The 19039-nt window shown below is 64.6% G+C and carries 15 protein-coding genes; 10 read left to right on the top strand and 5 right to left on the bottom strand.

Annotated features, from left to right (window positions below; all coding sequences use genetic code 11):
• Positions 1-117 precede the first annotated feature (117 nt).
• From ACOFKT_RS10145 to secA, 3 genes are all read left to right on the top strand, one after another.
• Positions 118-1047, top strand: coding sequence for a tyrosine recombinase (locus ACOFKT_RS10145; RefSeq protein WP_419803877.1), 930 nt, complete (start codon positions 118-120; stop codon positions 1045-1047).
• A complete protein-coding gene (locus tag ACOFKT_RS10140) occupies positions 1044-1997 on the top strand; it encodes a tyrosine-type recombinase/integrase (protein ID WP_419803876.1) in 954 nt (317 codons plus the stop codon). Before ACOFKT_RS10145 ends, ACOFKT_RS10140 begins: the two co-directional genes overlap by 4 nt.
• A 148-nt stretch (positions 1998-2145) precedes the next feature.
• Positions 2146-5100: a preprotein translocase subunit SecA gene (secA, locus tag ACOFKT_RS10135; protein WP_419803875.1), complete on the top strand. Its 2955-nt coding sequence runs from the start codon at positions 2146-2148 to the stop codon at positions 5098-5100.
• A gap of 54 nt (positions 5101-5154) precedes the next feature.
• On the opposite strand, the gene ACOFKT_RS10130 is transcribed toward secA, so the two are convergent.
• The 3 genes from ACOFKT_RS10130 to ACOFKT_RS10120 are packed head-to-tail and all read right to left on the bottom strand — an operon-like array spanning position 5155 to position 9150.
• Entirely contained in the window at positions 5155-5745 is a 591-nt protein-coding gene (locus ACOFKT_RS10130; protein ID WP_419803874.1) for a hypothetical protein, read from the bottom strand.
• On the bottom strand, positions 5742-7670 hold the full coding sequence (locus ACOFKT_RS10125; RefSeq protein WP_419803873.1) for a sensor histidine kinase: 1929 nt from the start codon (positions 7668-7670) through the stop codon (positions 5742-5744). Before ACOFKT_RS10125 ends, ACOFKT_RS10130 begins: the two co-directional genes overlap by 4 nt.
• A 13-nt stretch (positions 7671-7683) precedes the next feature.
• The gene (locus ACOFKT_RS10120) at positions 7684-9150 is read right to left on the bottom strand and encodes a sigma-54-dependent transcriptional regulator (RefSeq protein WP_419803872.1); all 1467 of its coding nucleotides are present in this window, start codon (positions 9148-9150) and stop codon (positions 7684-7686) included.
• Positions 9151-9172: 22 nt separating this feature from the next.
• Here ACOFKT_RS10120 and ACOFKT_RS10115 point away from each other — a divergent pair, with 22 nt between their 5' ends.
• Positions 9173-9565, top strand: coding sequence for a rhodanese-like domain-containing protein (locus ACOFKT_RS10115; RefSeq protein WP_419803871.1), 393 nt, complete (start codon positions 9173-9175; stop codon positions 9563-9565).
• Between the two features lie 7 nt (positions 9566-9572).
• Here the strand turns inward: ACOFKT_RS10115 and ACOFKT_RS10110 are convergent, their stop codons facing one another.
• Entirely contained in the window at positions 9573-10328 is a 756-nt protein-coding gene (locus ACOFKT_RS10110; protein WP_419803870.1) for a class I SAM-dependent methyltransferase, read from the bottom strand.
• A 272-nt stretch (positions 10329-10600) separates the two neighbouring features.
• On the opposite strand from ACOFKT_RS10110, the gene ACOFKT_RS10105 reads away from it, so the two are divergent.
• From ACOFKT_RS10105 to ACOFKT_RS10080, 6 genes are all read left to right on the top strand, one after another.
• On the top strand, positions 10601-11971 hold the full coding sequence (locus tag ACOFKT_RS10105; RefSeq protein ID WP_419803869.1) for a dipeptidase: 1371 nt from the start codon (positions 10601-10603) through the stop codon (positions 11969-11971).
• Positions 11968-12642 (top strand): molybdenum cofactor guanylyltransferase, encoded by a 675-nt coding sequence (gene mobA, locus ACOFKT_RS10100; protein WP_419803868.1) that lies wholly within the window; start codon positions 11968-11970, stop codon positions 12640-12642. The genes ACOFKT_RS10105 and mobA overlap by 4 nt, the downstream gene beginning before the upstream one ends.
• Positions 12643-12802: 160 nt before the next feature.
• Positions 12803-13696, top strand: a complete 894-nt coding sequence (locus ACOFKT_RS10095) for an ABC transporter ATP-binding protein (protein ID WP_419807146.1) — start codon at positions 12803-12805, stop codon at positions 13694-13696.
• Between the two features lie 210 nt (positions 13697-13906).
• On the top strand, positions 13907-15409 hold the full coding sequence (locus ACOFKT_RS10090; protein ID WP_419803867.1) for a sugar transferase: 1503 nt from the start codon (positions 13907-13909) through the stop codon (positions 15407-15409).
• A gap of 36 nt (positions 15410-15445) precedes the next feature.
• Positions 15446-17161 (top strand): NAD+ synthase, encoded by a 1716-nt coding sequence (locus tag ACOFKT_RS10085; RefSeq protein WP_419803866.1) that lies wholly within the window; start codon positions 15446-15448, stop codon positions 17159-17161.
• A gap of 206 nt (positions 17162-17367) precedes the next feature.
• Positions 17368-18342, top strand: coding sequence for a DsbA family protein (locus tag ACOFKT_RS10080; RefSeq protein ID WP_419803865.1), 975 nt, complete (start codon positions 17368-17370; stop codon positions 18340-18342).
• Here the strand turns inward: ACOFKT_RS10080 and yihA are convergent, their stop codons facing one another.
• Positions 18343-18984, bottom strand: coding sequence for a ribosome biogenesis GTP-binding protein YihA/YsxC (yihA, locus tag ACOFKT_RS10075; protein WP_419803864.1), 642 nt, complete (start codon positions 18982-18984; stop codon positions 18343-18345). It abuts the gene before it with no gap.
• Positions 18985-19039 lie beyond the last annotated feature (55 nt).

Here is a 19039-nt window from a genome sequence, read left to right as displayed (position 1 = left end):
ATAACGACTCTGGTTCGCCGCGCTGACCACCGCGGCAGCAAACCCACATAATCGGATGCCATGCGGAGTTCTCCAGGAAAGCGCGCGTCAGCTTCAAGGCCGGTCGCCGCCCAGCGGTTGGCAGGGAACGCCGAGATCGTGCGCGAGTACCTGACCTGCCTGCGGGTGGAGCGCGGCTTACGCCCGCTTACCTGCCAGAGCTATGCGAAGGACCTGGAGCAATTCACTGAGTTTCTGGAAGGCTGCAACCGGCTTTTGTTGACAGCGCAGCACGAGGACGTCTCGGGCTGGATGGAGCACCTGCGTACGCACGACCGCACCGACCGGGCGATCGCTCGCAAGCTAAGCTGCCTGCGTGGGCTGTATAAATGGGCGCTGCTGGATCGGCGAATCGCGCACGATCCGACGCTGCACATCCAGGCGCCTTCCACGTGGAAGGTTCTGCCCAAGGCGCTGAGCGAGCCTGACATGGTGGCGATGCTCGGCTTGGCGGAGGTGAACGCGAACCATCCACAGGCGAACGCGTTACTGCTGCGCGATCATGCGCTGCTGGAGGTGCTCTATGCCGGCGGCCTGCGCGTGGGCGAGATCGTCGGCCTGCGCGTGGAGGACCTGCAATTGGAGCAGGGGTGTGCCCATGTGCGCGGCAAGGGTGACAAGGAACGCATCGTGCCGTTGGGCGCCAAGGCGGTCACCGCAGTGCGCGCCTACCTGGAGCGTGGACGTGTCGCGCTGGTTTCCCGCGGCGTGCAGCGCACCTTGTTCCTGTCCCACACGGGCAAACCGCTGACCACGCAATGGGTGTGGCGCATCGTCAAGCGCCACAACGCAACGGCAAGCCCGCACAGGCTGCGACACAGTTGCGCCACGCACATGGTCGAGCACGGCGCCGACCTTCGCACCGTGCAAACGCTGCTGGGCCACGCGGACATTGCGACCACGCAGGTGTACACCCACCTCGCCCTGGGCCGGTTGAAGGAGGTGCATCGCCTGCACCACCCACGGTCACAACGGCGGGCGCTGCCCCCGCGTGAGGAAGCGGCATGAGTTGTCAGCCGCGCGATCTAGCGGCCCGCTTTCTGCACATGCTCACGAACGAACGCGGCGCCAGCGAGCACACCGTGCGCGCCTACACGCGCGAGGTCACCGGCTTTGCCGAGTATCTCTGCGAATCGCTGGGCGAAGGTGTCGCCATGCCTGCGGTCGAACACACCCACATTCGCGCCTACCTTGCGGTGCTGTACGATCGCGGCCTGACCAAGGCCTCCGCCGCGCGCGCCTTGGCGGCGGTCCGTTCCTGGTTCAAATGGATGGCGCAGCAGGGCATCGTGCAGCAGAACGCCGCCAGCCTGGTGCGCACGCCCAAGCTGCCGAAACACCTGCCGCGCGTGCCGTCCAGTGAAGACGTGAACCGCATCTTGGACGGCATGGAGCGCCCTGCCGCAAAGGGCGAAGAGGCCGTGGCACGGTGGCCGGAGCGCGACCGCGTCATCTGGGAGCTGCTCTACGGCTGCGGCATCCGCAACTCGGAGCTGGTGGGCATCGACCTTCGCGATGTGCACTGGTCCAACGACGCGATCCTGGTGCGCGGCAAAGGCCGCAAGGAGCGTTACGTTCCGCTCGGCGACGCTGCGGCCCTGGCCATTCGCGAGTACATGCCCGCGCGGGCTGACCGGCTGCAAAAGGCGAGCAAAGGCAAGCTGGTGCACGACGGTCCGCTGCTGATCAACGCCACCGCACGCGGTGAAGCGCGGCTGACCACGCGCTCTGTCGGCCGCATCGTCAAAGCCATTGCAATCGGCCGCGGCCTGCCGGCCGACGTGCATCCGCACACCCTGCGCCACGCCTTTGGCACCCACATGCTGGAGGAAGGCGCCGACCTGCGCGCCATTCAAGAGCTGCTGGGTCACGAGCGGCTGTCGACCACGCAACGCTACACGCAGCTCACGACCAACCAGATCCAGCGCGTGTACGACGACACGCACCCGCGGGCGTAGCGAAGATTTGCGCCTTCGCAAACCTTAGCGCGATATACTAAGGTGTCGCGCCAGCGCCGCCTTCTGGCCATCTCAGGGCCGTTTTGCCGGCGAGCCGCGGGCGGCAAAATGTTTCGATGGGGCGTAGGCCCCGGAGCAGGGAAAAGCTTTGATTAACAGCGTACTTGCCAAGGTATTTGGCACCAGCAATGAACGCGCGGTGAAGCGCATGCAGCCACTGGTCGACCAGATCAACGGCTTCGAACCGTCGCTGACCGCGCTCTCTGACGAGCAGCTGCGCGCGAAAACGGTCGAATTCCGGCAGCGCATCGCCGAGCGCATCGCCGGCATCGAGGACAAGGACGAGATCGACGCCGCCGAAAAAGCCGCACTCGACGAGCTTCTGCCCGAGGCCTTCGCTGTGGTGCGCGAGGCCGGCAAGCGCGCCGTGAACATGCGGCACTTCGACGTGCAGATGATCGGCGGCACCGCGCTGCACCAGGGCAAGATTTCTGAAATGCGCACCGGTGAGGGCAAGACGCTCGTCGCCACACTGCCCGCGTACCTGAACGCGCTCGCCGGCCGCGGTGTTCACGTGATCACGGTGAACGACTACTTGGCCAAGCGCGACGCCGAGTGGATGGGCAAGATCTACGGATTCCTCGGCATGACCGTGGGCGTGATCGTGCACAACCTGGACGATCGCGAGCGCCGGGCCGCCTACGCCGCCGACATCACCTACGGAACGAATAACGAGTTCGGTTTCGACTACCTGCGCGACAACATGAAGTTCGAGCTGAGCGAGCTGGTACAGCGCGGCCATTACCACGCCATCGTCGACGAGGTCGATTCGATTCTGATCGACGAGGCCCGCACGCCGCTCATCATCAGCGGACCCACCGACCAGACCACTGACAAGTACGAGCGCGTCAACGTGATCATCCCCAAGCTGGAAGAGGGTGAGCTGCACGAAACGCTGGAAGAGAAGACCTGGTCCGGCGACTACGTCGTCGACGAAAAGCAGCGCGCCGTCACCGTGACCGATGAGGGTTGGGAAAAAATTGAGGGCCTGCTAGGCATCGGCAACATCGCCGACCCGGAAAACTGGGATCTGAAGCATCACGTTGAAGTCGCCATCAAGGCGCACTCGCTTTACAAGCGCGACGTGGAGTACGTGGTCAAGGACGGCGAGATCATCATCGTGGACGAGTTCACCGGCCGCCTGATGCCGGGCCGGCGCTGGAGCGATGGCCTGCACCAGGCCGTGGAAGCCAAGGAAGGCGTTGCCATTCGCAAGGAAGATCAGACCCTCGCGACCATCACGTTCCAGAACTACTTCCGCATGTACAAGAAGCTGAGCGGCATGACCGGCACCGCCGAGACGGAAGCCGCTGAGTTCGACAACATCTACAAGCTCGACATCACCGTGATCCCGACCAACCGGCCGATGCAGCGCGTCGAGTATCCCGACGTGGTGTTTCGCACGGTCAAGGAAAAGTACTTCGCCGTCGCAGATGAGATCGAGCGCCTGCATGCGCAGAAGCAGCCCGTGCTGGTGGGCACCACATCCATCGAAAAGTCCGAGCTGCTCAGCGAAATTCTGAAGGGCAAAGGCGTACGGCACGTGGTGCTGAACGCCAAGTTCCACGAGCGCGAAGCGGAGATCGTGGCACAGGCAGGCCGGCTCGGCATGGTCACCATCGCGACCAACATGGCAGGCCGCGGCACGGACATCCTCTTGGGCGGCAACGCCGACTTTATGGCGAAGCAGGAGCTGGTCAAGAGCGGCAAGGCCCGCGCGCTGGAAGCGTTGGAGGGTGAGATTTCGCCCGTCGCCGGCCCCGGCATGTACCGCTTCTACTACCAGAACCAGGAGTACGAGCTCACCCTGGCGGAGTGGGAAACGGCGATCGAAAAGTACAACGACGCCACCCGCGCCGAGCAGCAGGACGTCATCAACGCAGGTGGCCTGTTCATTCTGGGCACGGAACGGCACGAAAGCCGCCGCGTAGACAACCAGCTTCGCGGCCGCGCTGGACGCCAGGGCGACCCAGGCGCTTCGCGCTTCTATCTGTCACTCGAAGACGACCTGATGCGCATCTTCGCGCGCGAGTGGGTCAGCACGCTGCTGCAGCGCCTCGGCATGGAAGAGGGCGTACCCATCGAAAGCGGCATGATCACCAACCGCATCGCCGCCGCGCAAAAGGCCGTCGAAACGCAGAACTTTGAAAGCCGCAAGCACGTGCTGGAATACGACGACGTGATGAACAAGCAGCGCGAGGCCGTGTACGGCTTGCGCCACGGCCTGCTCGAAGGTGTCGATCAGAAGGCGATGATCCTCGACGACTATGTTGCGAGCGAGCTGAGCAACATTCTGGACGCGGACGCACCCGCGAACGTCCACCCGGACCAGTGGAAGATCGACGAGATGCGCCAGAAGCTTGGTGATGTCTTCGGCTCCACGCTGGAAGAGGTGAACGCCGGCGAACTGAATCGCCACGAGCTGGGCGAGTCGCTCTTCGACAAGCTGCGCGAGCGCTTTGAGGTGAAGGAACAGATCCTCGGTCAGGACGCGATCCGCTATCACGAGCGCGTCATCATGCTCAGCATCCTTGACAGCCTGTGGAAGGATCACCTGCTGCAGATGGATCACCTGAAGGAAGGCATCGGCCTGCGCGGCTACGCCCAGCAGGACCCGCTGGTCGCCTACAAGCGCGAGAGCTTTGAGATGTTCGAAGCGATGATGAACCGCTTTCAGCAGGACACCTTGCGCAACCTGTTCCGCATGCAGATCTTGGCGCCCAACGGCCAGCCCATCGAAACACTGGAGCAGTTACAGCAATTGCAGCAGGCAGCGCAGCAACAAGCGCCCAACATCATTCCGCCCGCCGCGCCGCAGCTTCCGTCCGATCCCTTCCGGGGCGCGCGCGAGCAGCGGCTTGACGAGCCCGCAACCGCGAACGCGGATAACGGCATTGTCGAGCGTTTTCCATCGCAGGGACGCAACGGCAGACCGTCCAGCAACGGTCAGCCCGCCACAGACAGAGAGCCGGGCAGCGACGGCGCGTATGCCCCCACAAAGGGAAAGCGTAGCCAGAAACCAAAGCGCACCAGCCGGCAATAACCTACGCGCCCGCACGATGATGACGTCCAGCTTTGCGATGCAAAGCTGGACGTCTTATTTCAGCAGATCGTCCAGCAAAACTCGCGCCTTGGTCGTCAGGGCGATCGCGGCCGCGTAGTCAGACGAGCTGAAGGAATCGGAGGCGGACTTCAGGAACCGGCGTGCCTGATCAATCTCGGTCGGATGCGCCGACAGCACAGGTCCGGGAATCGCGCGGACACGGTCGCGTTCGCGGCGTATTGCCTGGGCCGCACCATCACGTGTAGCGGCAGGATCATCCGTGCTCGTCGTCAACTGACCCAGGTCCAGTGCGGGCGGCGTGGCTGTGGAAGCAATGGGAGGTTGCACGGCCGGGGGCGTTGGCCCATTCTGTGCCACAGCGGGAGCTTGCGCCTGTGACCGCCGCGACGACCGGCGTGGAGGCCGGACCGGCTTGACCACCGGAATGTTGCTGCTGGTCATGATGCTGTCGGGCGTGTCGGTGGAACGATGCGTCGGTGGCGGCACGCTGACCATTACGGGGCCGGCGTTCGCGGGTGGCGGCGGTGGCGGCACAACGGCGCGCACCGGTGCGTGATGGTGGCAACCCGTGAGCAGGCAAGCCAATACCAAGGCAGCGCCGCATCCCAGCCGGCGGGCGCTCAAGCGCGTGCCTCCAGCGCGCTGCCGCGCCCTCGCGAACCTTTGCCCAGCGGGAGTTCCACTGAAACCAGCGTACCGCGATCGCCCGCATCCGGTGTCGTGTTTGACCGTACCTGTACCGTGCCGCCCAGCATCTGCACAATGCGCCAGGTCATCGCCAGGCCGATACCGGTTCCCGTGCTCTTGGTCGTGAAGTACAGGTGAAAGATGCGGTCCAGCAGCTCCGGCGGAATGCCATGGCCGGTGTCGCGCACGCCGATGAACACCGCGTTTGCGTTGCGCTGCAAACTCACGCTCAGGTCGCCACCCTCGCTCATGGCGTCCATGGCGTTCAGCACAATGTTTAGCAGCGCCTGATGCAACAGCTCGCCGTCCACGTGGGCGGCAATGCCCGGCGCGCCGTCCTGCACGGCAATGGTAATGCCACGCTCCGCGGCATCGACGGAGACAAGCTGAACGACAGCGTTCACAATCGGCCGCAGGGTTTGCTCGCGCAGCTCCGCTTCCAGTGGCCGGGTAAAGTCGGCAAGCGTTTGCACTACGCGGTCCAGTCTTGACATTTCGCTGGCCAGCACCTCCACATGGCGCGTCGCGTCACTGCTCTCCGCATTGCGCAGCTTGCCCCGCAACAGCTCCAGGTGCAGCACCATGGCGTTGATGGGGTTCTTGACTTCGTGCCCTACGCCGGCGGTGAGCCGGCCGATGCTGGCCAGCCGGCGCCCGACTTCAATCTCCTGCTCCACGGCCTGCTGCGCGGCGGCATTGTGCAGCGTCAGCATGGCGCCAAAGCCGGCCCGCGGTCCACCGACCGAAACCGGCGGGAAGGTCAGCGACACCTCCACCGGCCTCCCGTCGGGCAGGTTGGACGCGGCCCGTTGCAATGTGGTGCGCCCCTGCAGCGCCGTCAGCACAAGGCTGCCCAGCGCCGTTGACACTGGAAAGACATGCGCCAGGTAAATACCGGCGGACACCTGGTTATCAGGCGGCAGAAACTGCTGCACAGCATCGCTGGCCAGAATGACCGCGCCCGCCGCATTCAGCAGCAGCATGCCGTCCTGCAGCGTGTGCAGCATTTGCGACAGGTTGGTCTGCAGGTCGGTCGTCAGCTCTTCTGAGCGCCGCATGCGTTCGTCGATCCGTGCGATGCTATTGTCCGCCAGCCGCACGGCATCGCGTTTGCGCACGGCCGTGGCCGTGCCGACGGCTGGCTCCGCGGACTCGGTCTGCTCCGGGACCGCGGCGTTCCCGATGGCCTCCAGCCGCCGCACAATCCGTTCCAGCGGCCGCAGGGCCAGCGACGACAGCAGCAGCGCCGCCGCGAACGCGCAGCCCAGTGCCAGGCTGCCGATCCACGCCGCCTCCTTCAACCAGGGCGCCAGCGCATTGCGCAGCAGTGACGAGCGGATGCCGATGTGCGCAAACAGGAATGGCTGGCCGTTGCGGCGCAGGGCAAAGCCGGCATCCAGCACCTCTGGCCTGCCAAAGATCAGGGCAAGTTGCCGCTGCAGTGTGCCGTGCACGGCGGCATCAAAGCTCGCACGGTGCGGCGGCGGCGCACTTTCTAGCAGGGGATCGGTGGAGACGAGCACCCGGCCGTTGGCCCCGGTGACCAGCACGTCCTGCACCGTGGGCGCATAACGTACGATCGCTTCCATGTTTTCGCGCAGGGCGGCATCGCGGTGCAGGGCAGCGGTCACCGCCGATTCCAGCGACGCTTCCCCGGAGCCGGCCGCTGGCTGCGCCGCAAGCCCGTTGCTCAATGCCTGCCGGGCGGAGAGGATCAGCCCCTGGCCGAGTGTGGTGTTCGCGGCGGCGGCCTCGTCCAGCCGCACGCGCAGCAGTTGCACAAAGAAGATGGAAAGCAGCGCCAGCGTCAACACCGTCGAAAACACGGTTGAGGCCAGCACGAGCTTGGTCTTCAGGCGCATCGCTGGCAACCCTTCAGCGACCGGCGTCGCTGTTGTATTCCTTCAGCTTGTTCTGCAAGGTTTTGGAGCTGATGCCCAGTATCTCCGCAGCCCTGGTTTTGTTGTTCCGCGTGGACGCGAGCGTCTTCAGAATCAGCTGCTTCTCGGCTTCGTCCACGGTCGTGCCCACGGCCACCTCGACCATGTTCGGGCTTCCGGACCCGGTCCCGGCATGCGGCACGTTCACGCTGGCTGAGATGGGCGGGTGCGACGCCGTGGGCGCAGCCATGTGCGCGGGCGGAATGTGCCCGGGCTCGCCAAAGCCCTCCGGTAAATGATGCAGCGACAGGCGCTCATCCCCGGCCAGGATCACGGCACGTTCCATGGTGTTGCGCAGCTCGCGTGCATTGCCCGGCCACGGGTAGGTCTGCAGCCGCGCCAGCAGCTGGGGCGTGATGCCCGGCACATGGGTGCTGTGGCGCGCGTTCATCTCGGTCAGCATCGACGCGGCAATCAGGGGAATGTCCTCCGCGTGATCGCGCAGAGCTGGCATCTGGATGTGAAACACGTTCAGGCGGTAGTACAGATCGCCGCGCAGTTCGCCGCTTGCCACAGCCGTCTGCGGATCCTTGTTCGTTGCAGCGATCACACGGACGTTGACCGCGGTTTCCTCGCGTGCACCCAGCCGGCGCAGCTTGCGGTCTTCCAGCACGCGCAGCAGCTTTGCTTGGGTGCCGGCGGGCATTTCCCCGATCTCATCCAGCAGCAGCGTGCCGTCTTCCGCCAATTCGAAACAGCCGGCGCGGCGCTCCTGCGCCCCGGTAAACGCGCCGCGTTCGTGCCCGAAAATCTCGCTTTCGATCAGCGTTTCCGGAATGGCCGCGCAGTTCACCGCCACAAACGGCTTGTTTTTGCGGCCGCTGAACTGGTGCAGGGCGCGCGCCGCAAGCTCTTTGCCGGTTCCGCTTTCGCCGGTAATCAGCACCGAAACATTTGTCGGCGCGATGCGCTCCAGGGTGCGGAAAACTGCCTGCATCGCGGGCGAGCTGCCGACCAGGGGGCCCAGGTGATCCACGTCCTCATGCAGCGCCTGCGGGGCCGGCCGCGCGCTTTCGGCGGGGGCCGCGCTGCTGTCGATCTGGTCTGAGGCGTTCTGCAAAATGGTGCGCAGCCTGGCCGGGTCCACCGGCTTCTGCAGATAATCGAACGCACCCATGCGCATTGCGGTCACGGCGGAATCCACCGCGCCGTGCGCCGTCAGAATCACCGCGAGAAAGCTCTGCGGCAGCTCGCTCAACCGGTCCAGCAGCTGCAGGCCGTCCATGCGCGGCATCATCAGGTCGCTCACCACAATGTCGGGCGACCAGCGTTGCGCCATGTCGAATCCCGCGGCGCCGTCGGCAGCAGACTCGGTGCGGTAGCCCCACGATGTAATCAGCTCCGCAAGCCCGGCGCGGGCGTTCGCTTCGTCTTCCACGACAAGCACTTTCTTTGGTGGCACGTTTTCCCCTTGCTTCCATCTTATGCGCCCAGAACGCGGCAATTTGTGCCGCAATGCCGTCTGTGGCCGCCGCGCGTATGCTGTGAAGATGCTGCCCTATGAGCTCTCTGTCGCGGAACTTGCCGCGCTTCGCCGCGACGAAAAATCGCCTGTTGTTGTAGACGTTCGCGAGCCATGGGAGATTGCCACCGCTTCGCTGCCCGGCACCGTAAACATGCCCATGGGCGACGTTCCCGCGCGCGCACACCAGGAGCTCGACCCCGAGGCTGCGGTCGTGGTCATGTGCCACCACGGCGCGCGCTCGTTGAGCGTGACGAACTGGCTGCGGCAACAGGGGTTCGACAAGGCACAGTCACTGGCGGGCGGCATCGACCAGTGGTCGCTTGAGATCGACGGCTCCGTGCCGCGCTACTGAGTCTCGCTTACTCCCGCTCCGCGCGAAACCGCAGCCGGACGTAATCGGCCCACCACACGCCACTGCTGTCGCACAGCACCGGCCACAGCAGGTCCACGGCTTCGGCGATCACCGCCTCGCGACGGCTTTCGGGTACCTGCTGTAACACACCATTGCGAAAGGTGCGTAGCCACGCATCCATGCCGCCCGGCAGCTGCGTCGGCCGCGGGATCAGCGCAATGCTGCTCACGCGAAATCCGGCTGCCTGCAGCAAGCCAGCGTACTCGTCCGCCGACGGGAAGAAGGAAGCGGCATGTTCTTCCGCGTCCACGCCGTAGGACCGCAGCAGCACCTGCAGCGCCGTGCGGATTGCGGCAATGTTGCCCAGACCGCCCATCTCCGCAACGAAACGACCGCCGGGTCTCAGCGCGCGATGAACGCCCGCCAGCACCGTTGGTTGCGCACGCGTCCAGTGCAGGGCCGCGTTGGAGAACACGGCGTCGAACTCGTGCGCGAACGGAAGCGCGGTCATGTCGGCCGCGACCGTCCGCAGCCCGCGTGCGGAGGCTGCCGCCAGCATCTCCGGCGCGCGGTCACAGCCGGTCACGTCCGTGCCGAAGGCGGCAAGCCGTTCGGTCAGCGCACCGTCGCCACAGCCCAGGTCCAGAATGCGCTCGCCCGGCGCCGGCGCAAGCAGCGCCACCACGTCCTGCGCCAGGTCCGCAACGAACCTCCCGTTCGCTGCGTACTCCTTCGCATCCCAAACCTGACCGCTTTGTTGCATCGTCTGCATCCGCGTACCGTCGAAATGAACTCGTTCCAAGAGTTTCGCACCGGAAGGGCACAGCTTTAGCTGTGCCGCAAAGCCGCTCTCAAGCAAAGTTGTCCTTCTTTGTCCGCTTGCGGCGGACAAAAAAGGACAACGAGGAATGAAATGATTTGATTCGGCACAGCTGAAGCTGTGCCCTTCCAATGACAGCGCAGAATGCCACGGAAGCCTTCATACAAACCACTTCATTGAAACTCAGCTATACAGACTTACAGGAGGCAAGAAGCATGCTCGAACAGGCGTTGGCATTCGCCGCAAGCAACCAGGAACACGCGCTTGAGGAACTCAAGGCGTTTCTCCGCATTCCTTCGATCTCCACCCTGCCTGAGCATGCGGCGGACGTGCGCCGCGCGGCCGAGTTTCTGGCCGCCGAACTCGAGCGCATCGGCATGGACAACGTCCGCGTGATCGACACCACGGGGCACCCCCTGGTCTACGCCGACAGTCTTCACGCCCCGGGCAAGCCGACCGTGCTCTGCTACGGCCACTATGACGTGCAGCCGCCCGACCCGCTCGGCGAGTGGACCACACCGCCCTTTGAGCCGGACGTGCGCAACGGCAACATCTACGCCCGCGGCGCCGTCGACGACAAGGGCCAGCTCTGGATGCACGTGAAGGCACTGGAAGCTCTGCTGAAGCAAGGTCCGCTGCCTGTGAATGTGCGCGTGATCGCCGAGGGCGAGGAGGAGGTCGGCGGTGAAGCCATCGCGGCCCATCTGCGCGAACACCCGGACAGCCTAGAAGCCGACGTCGCGCTGGTCAGCGATACCGACATGTTTGCCCCGGACTTGCCAACACTCTGCGTTGGCCTGCGCGGCATGATCTACACCGAGATTGAGGTGCGCGGCGCTCGCACCGACCTGCACAGTGGCATGTACGGCGGCGCGGCGCCCAACCCGTTCTTCGCCCTGGCGCAGATCCTTACCGGCCTGAAAGACGCCGAGGGCCGCATCCTGATCCCCGGCTTCCTCGAAAAGGCTGAGAAGCCAACCGACACCGAGCTAGCCGCCTGGCAACAGTTGCCGTTCGACGAAAACGCGTATCGCGAGCACGAGGTTGGCTCGCCCGCGCTTACCGGCGAGCCCGGCTACTCCGTCCTCGAACGCCTCTGGTCGCGCCCCACGCTGGAGGTCCACGGCATGCCCGGCGGCTTCACCGGCGCCGGCGCCAAGACGGTGATCCCGGCAAAGGCAACCGCCAAGGTTTCCATGCGTCTGGTGCCCGGCATCACGCCGCAGGACGCCTTCACCATGCTGCGCGACGCCGTCGCCGCCCTCTCTCCAGCCAGCGTCACCAGTGAAGTCCGGCTCATCCACTCCGGCGACCCTGTCGTGGTCTCCACCGACAACCCCTTCGTCGCAAGCGCCACCGAGGCCATGCGGCAGGTCTTCCACCGCGACACCGTTTTCGTGCGCGGCGGCGGCTCCATTCCGATCGTCGGCGACTTTCAGCGCAATCTCGGCATCCCCACGCTGCTCATGGGTTTTGGCCTGCCGGACGACAACCTGCACGCCCCCAACGAGAAGTTCCACCTCGCCAACTTTTACCGCGGCATCGAATCGCTCATCCGCTTCTTCGTGCTTGCCGGAGAGGCGTGACCGCATCCGGCCCGGCCCTGCGCAACGTGACCGGCTACGTCCTGGCCGGTGGGCGCAGCAGTCGCATGGGCCAGGACAAAGCTCTGCTGGAACACGATGGGGAACCGCTGGTCGAGCGCGCCTTGCGCACGCTGCGAGCCGTATGCGCCCATACGCGCATCCTCAGCGGACCGGCGAATTTCGATCGCGACGCCCTCCTGTCCCGCTATGGGCACCTGGTCTCCGACACGGCGCATGAGCATGGCGGCCCGCTTGCGGCCCTGGCGGCGGCACTGGCGGACTGCCGCACACCCTACGCTCTGCTGCTTGCCGTCGATCAGCCGCAAGCCTCCGCCGGCCTGCTTGGACAGCTCGTCACCACCGCGATGGCGAACAGTGCCATTGCAGCCTGCTTCCAGGACGGTGCGCAAGCCGAACCGCTTCCACTCTTCGCCTCCCGCGATCTGCGTCACGCTCTGCACCAGGCGCTCGCGGAAGGGGAGCGGCGGCTCCTGCCTGGCGTTCAGTCCTGCGCTCGCGCGCTTGGACAGAAGGTGCTCCTGCTGGACCTCGCCGACGGCGAGAAAGCGCAAATCACCAACCTGAACACCCCCAGCGACCTCCAGCAGTGGAAACGGTCGGTTCTATCGAACCAATCGGCTCTGAACGCATCTGAAAGAAGCGATGGATGACAAGCAGCAGGTGCCGACCGGTGATGCCGGGCGGAGCGAGGACGCCGGGGCAGCAGCCACGGGCGAAACCCACGCGCCCGGACAGGACCCCGCGCCTCCGGACCAGCCAAACGCCTCCGGCGAAGCACCGCCCGCGGAGTCTGACGACGGCAGCGAGCACATGTACTCGCCGCCCATCATCGTCGATGAAGAGGCGCTGAATAAGCCCCTGGTCGATGAAGTTGCTCCGGACGTCGCCGAACAAATCGGCGACTTCATGCAGGAAACGGCGACGCAGAACGAAGAACCGCAGACAGCGAACGCTTCGGCCAGCTACATCGCTTTTGACAATGTCTGCAAGTCGTTCGGCGATTTCAAGGTGCTCCAGAATGTGAGTTTCTGCGTCAACCACGGCGAAACGCTGTGCATCCTTGGCCGGTCCGGCGTGGGCAAGTCCGTATCGCTGCAGATGCTCATGGGTTTCCTCAAGCCGGACTCCGGCTCCATCAAGGTCGCCGGCGAAGAGATCACCGGCTTCAATGAAAAGCAGATGCTGGCCGTGCGCCGCAAGCTGACGATGGTCTTCCAGAACGGCGCGCTCTTCGACTCCATCACCGTCGGCGAGAATGTCGCCTTTCCGCTGCGGGAAAAGGGAGAACTCGGGGACGAGCAGATCCGCCAGGTGGTCAAGGGTCTGCTGGAGATGGTCGGCGTCGCCGGCATGGATGACCTGTTGCCCAGCGATCTTTCTACCGGCATGAAGCGTTCCATCGCCATTGCGCGGGCCCTGGCAGCGCAACCGGAAGCGGTGCTCTACGACGAACCCACCACCATGGTCGATCCGCTGATGGGGCACCTGCTGGGTGACCTGATCGAACGGCTCAAGCGGCAGCTTCACCTGACCAGCATTGTCGTGACCCACGACATGCGGTTCGCCCGCAAACTGGCCGACCGCGTCCTTTTCTTGCATGAGGGGCATGCCCGGTTTTTCGGAACCATGGACGAGTTGGAAAAGTCGGAAGACGAGGTCTTACGCGACTTTCTGGCGATGGACGAATTGCTCTATCCCACATAGCGACTTCCCCGGCAGGGCCGGGTCGATACAAATAATCGGTGAATTCCACTTCGGTGGCGTTCCGTTCCGGTGCTTCTTCCGCTATGCTCATTTCAGAAATGTCGCTTACAGGCGACCTTCATCGTTCGACGGTCTCTCCTTCCTCCTTGGTCCACCCCCCGTCACAGAGCCGCCCAGAGCGGCCTTAGACCAGTTGACCAAGGCGCAACTATGATGACCCACGACATTGCCGATCGTGCCGCGTTTGCGCGCACCGCAACGCGCATGGAGAACGGCCGGCAGGCAGTCGGCCTCCTCGGCAAACCATCCGTCACCGGCACGGCATGGGCGCTTCTGGACGTGATCACCGCGTTGATCGCCAGCCTGATCGCCCTTCGCTTCCGCAGCGATGTGGCCGAAAGCAGCGGCGTTCTGGATGCAGTCGGCGTCCGCCAGCAGTTGTGGGGCGCCTTCGGCCTGTACCTGGCGTGGTTCGCAATTTGCCTTGTTTTCTTCACCCGCTCCTACGGTCTGTACGGCCCGATTCAAAACCGCAGCGGGCTCCACGAACAACGCATGACGCTGCAGGCCTCGCTCATCAGCGGCCTGATCCTGTGCGGCACCGTGTACCTGTCGCGTGGCGAGGCCGTTTCCCGCATCGTGGTCATCCTGTCCGTCCTTCTGACCGGAGCCATGCTGTGCGCGCGCCGTGCGCTGTGGCGTTCGCTGGTGTACAGCCGCTATCGCGAAGGCATTGACACGCGCAACGTGCTCATCATCGGCTCGGGCCGCGTCGGCCAGGCGCTGCGCAACCACCTGGAATCGCTGCGGCATCTAGGCTTCCGCTTCAAAGGCTTCATCGCGCTTTCTGACAACGAAGCCGAGTCCGGCGAACCCGACATCATCGGCAACGTCAAGAGCTGCCTCCACCTGGCCCGTGCCTTGTTTGTAGACGAGATCTTCATTTCCGTGCCCGCGGACAAGCGCATGGTGATTTCGCTGGTCGAGGAGGCGCGCGGCCTAGGCATTGACGTGCGCGTGGTGCCCGACCTGTATGACGGCCTTGCATGGAACGCGGCCGTCGAGTACGTTGGCCAGTTCCCGACGATCCCGCTGCACCGGCGAGAGTTTCCGATCGGCGCGTTCATGCTCAAGCGCACGCTGGATGTCATTGTCTCCAGCCTGGCGCTCCTGGCGCTGTCGCCGCTGCTGCTGATCGTCGCGATCGCGGTACGCCTCGACTCCGTGGGCCCGGTGCTCTACAGCGCCAAACGCATCGGTCGCAAGGGCCACACCTTTCATTGCCACAAGTTCCGCACCATGGTGCCCAACGCGGACGCGTTGCGCGAGGGCATGGGGCACTTGAACGAGCGCGACAGCATCCTGTTCAAGGTGTCGAACGACCCACGCATTACGCGCGTCGGCCGCCTGCTCCGCAAGTATTCGCTGGACGAGCTGCCGCAGTTCTGGAACGTGTTGCGCGGCGACATGAGCCTGGTGGGCCCAAGGCCGCCCATGGCATCAGAGGTCGAGCAGTATGACCTGTCGCACCTGCGCCGGCTTGATGTGCTGCCCGGCATCACCGGTCTGTGGCAGGTCGAAGCGCGCCAGGACCCCTCCTTTGACAACTACATCTCGCTCGACACGGCCTACGTGGAGAACTGGTCGCTGTGGCTCGACCTGAAAATTCTTGTACGCACCTTCAGCGTTGTCCTGAGCGGCACGGGAACCTAGCCGGCGCCGGGCCGTATGCCCCGCTAGAATAGAAATGTGAAGATCGCGCTGGCGCAGATGAATCCCACGGTCGGCGACTACGCCGCAAATGTGCGAGCCATGCTGCAAACTGCGGCAGCGGCAGCTCGGCAAGGCGCGCGGCTCGTTGTCTTTCCCGAGCTCGCCGTCTGCGGTTACCCGCCCAAGGACCTGATCGAAAGCAGCGACTTTCTGCAAGCCGCGCAGAGCGCCGCAGACGAGCTGACGGAGGCCTCCGGCCGCCCCGGCATGCCGGCCATGCTCTTCGGCTGCCCGCTGCAATCGAGCAAGCGCCCGGGCAAACTTGCGAAAAATGTCGCAATCCTGTGCGATCGCGGCCGCGTTCTGCTGGAGCAGCAAAAGATGCTGCTGCCCTTCTACGACGTCTTCGACGAGCAACGCTATTTCGAGCCCGGCACCGAGCAGCACCTGATCGAGCTGGACGGCGAAGTCCTCGCCATCACCATCTGCGAGGACGCCTGGAACGACAAGGACTTCTGGCCCGAGCGCTGGTACGAAAATGACCCGGTTGACCGCCTGATGCAGCAGCGCATGCCCGATGGCCGCAGACCGCAACTCATCCTCAACCTCTCCGCCTCGCCCTATTGGGAGGGCAAAGAGGCCGTGCGTCGCGAGATGCTCGCCGCGGTCGCGCGTCGGCACAATGTTGCGGTTGCGATCAGTAACCAGGTCGGCGGCAACGACAGCCTGATCTTTGACGGCGGCTCGTTCGCCTTGCGCTGCGACGGTGAGCTGGCAGCGCAGGCAGAAACATTCGCGACCGGCCTGGCCTTTTTCGACAGCACCTGCGACCAGCCCGCGCTCGTTCCCAACGCCGAAGCGGACATCGCCCAGGACTGGCAGGCGCTGGTCCTGGGCACCCGCGACTACCTGCACAAGACCGGCTTTACACAAGCCCTGGTCGGCCTCAGCGGCGGCATCGATTCCGCCCTGGTCGCCGCCATCACGGTTGAGGCGCTTGGCCCGGACAATGTCATGGGCATCGGCATGCCCAGCGAGTATTCGTCCAGCCACTCGATCGACGATGCGCGCGAGCTGGCCGCGAATCTCGGCATCCGCTTCGAGCTCCTTCCCATCCGCGCCGGTGTTGACGCGATGACCACGACGCTCGACCCCGTCTTCCACGGCACTCCATTCGGGCTTGCAGAGGAGAACGTGCAGTCCCGCCTGCGCGGCGTTCTGCTCATGGCCGTCTCCAACAAGCTGGGCCACCTCGTTCTGACCACCGGCAACAAAAGCGAAATGGCCACCGGCTATTGCACCCTGTACGGCGACATGGCCGGCGCGCTTGCAGTGATCGGTGACGTTTGGAAGACGCGTGTCTACCAGCTTGCCCGTTACGCCAACCGCAACGGCACGGTCATCCCGGAGAACACCATCACCAAGCCACCCTCCGCCGAGCTGCGTCCCGGCCAGCTCGACACCGACTCGCTGCCGCCCTACGAAGTCCTCGATCCGCTGCTGCAGGCCTATGTGGAACGTTACGAGTCCGCCGACGAGATCGCCTCTACGCAGCACCTCGACCCCGCCCTGGTCGAGCGCGTCCTTCGCCTCGTGCAGCGCAGCGAGTACAAGCGCCAGCAAGCCGCGCCCGTGCTCAAAATCACTCGCAAGAGCTTCGGCACCGGCCGCCGTTTCCCACTCGCCGCAACATTCAGCAACACCACCGAATCCACGCCTAGGATTGCGCGGGAGGTTCCAGTTTCCGCGTGATCTGCGCCACTGCATCCGTCACTCAGCACTCAATCGCCTTGCGATGCAAAAACCTTGTCATTTCGACCGAAGCAGGACAGCTTCATCGTCCTGCGGAGTGGACTCGGTGCTTGCACCGAAACCTGCATTTTCGCTCGCGTTGTTGACCGATTCTGCATTGAGGCTGACTTCTCGCCCGCCATCGAACGAAAAGCTATAAGGACATCATGAAGTTCGCCTCTCTTCTGCTTTGCACCCTTCTCACCACCGCTGCCGCCGTAGCCCAGGGCACGCCGGCCAGCCCCACCGCGCAAACCGCCCCCACCGCGCCCGCCAGCGCTGACCCATTTCCTCCCGCAAACCCGAAGTTCTTCGACGCCGCCTCGCCCACCACCGCCGACGTCAACGCCTTCCTGAACGTCATCTGGGGCTACGACAGCAACCGCACCTGGCGCGTGGAAGCCATCCAGAAGACGGCCGCGCCCAACGTCAGCAAGGTCACCGTCTTTGTCGCCGACAAGAGCCAGGGCAACAAGGTCGAGAACCTGCGCTTCTTCACCACGCCAGACGGCAAGCACGCCATCGCCGACGCAGTCTTCTCCTTCGGTCCGCACCCCTATGACGATCTGCGTGCCACGCTGCAATCGCGCGCCGACGGTCCCTCACGCGGTGCCGCGAACAAGACTCTGGAGTTGGTCGAATTCGCCGACCTGCAGTGCCCGCATTGCAAGGAAGCCGTGCCGATCATCCAGGACCTCTTGCGCGATTTCCCGGGCGCGCACTTCGTCTTCCAAAACTTCCCGCTGATTGAGATCCATCCCTTTGCCGCACAGGGCGCGGCTTACGGCAATTGCGTGCAGCAGGCGAAGGGTGACCCCGCGTTCTACACCTACATCGACCAGGTATTCGCGCATCAGGAGTCGCTCACGCCCGAGCTCGCCCAGAAAACGTTCGACAATGCGGTCACCGCCGCCGGCGCCGACCCCGCCGCCGTCAAGGCCTGCGCCGCCACACCCGCCGCCAGGGCCAAGGTCGCCGCCCAGATCAAGCTCGCGGAAGACGTGGACATCGAGCAGACCCCCACCCTCGTCATCAACGGCCACGCGCTCGCGATCGGCGCCATCCCTTACGAGCAGCTGAAGCAGATTGTCACCTGGGACGCCCGGCAGACCGGCGCTTCCGCCGCGCTCGCAGCGAAGTAATCAGTCGCGCTCCGGCGCGGCGTGCTGCAGCGCCAGCATGCGTTCCCATAGCTGCTTCAGCCCGCGATCCTGCTTGCCCAGCTTCGCCGAGCAGGGCAGCACCGCATCCACACCGTGCTCGCGCTTCAGCGCGGCAACGGACTTGCCCAGGGCGTTGCTCGAGAGCCGGTCGCTCTTCGTACCGACCACGACAAAGTCGCGCCCGGCCTCCCGCAGAAAGTCGATCAGCTGGCCGTCGCTCGCCTGCGGTGGAATGTTGGTGTCCACCAGGCAGCAGCACAGCGCCAACTCGGGCCGCTCCACCAGGTATGGGTCGATGAACGTCGGCCACTCCGCACTGATCGATTTTGAGATCTTCGCGTAGCCGTAACCGGGCAGGTCGGCAAACACAAGTGCTGGCTCCGCCCGCACCTTGCCCGACGCTGCTTCCTCATACAATCCGAAAAAGTTGATGGACCGTGTGCGCCCCGGCGTCGAGGAAACCCGCGCCTGCGTTTCGCCCAGCAGCGCGTTAATCAAACTCGACTTGCCCACGTTGGAGCGGCCCAGAAACGCCACCTCGGGCGCACCGCCCGTCTTTGCCAACGAAGGGAACTGGTCCGCCGCAAAGGCCGACAACAGGAACTGTGCGCGAAGCCGCATGTACCAAGTGTAAGGTCGATGGGCACGACCGACCCTTCGGGCCCGCGATACACTC

The organism is Terriglobus sp. (genome assembly GCF_965201105.1).
GTDB lineage: Bacteria > Acidobacteriota > Terriglobia > Terriglobales > Acidobacteriaceae > Terriglobus.
The sequence above is the reverse complement of the archived record's forward strand: the minus strand, read 5'-3'. Positions and strand labels throughout refer to the sequence as shown.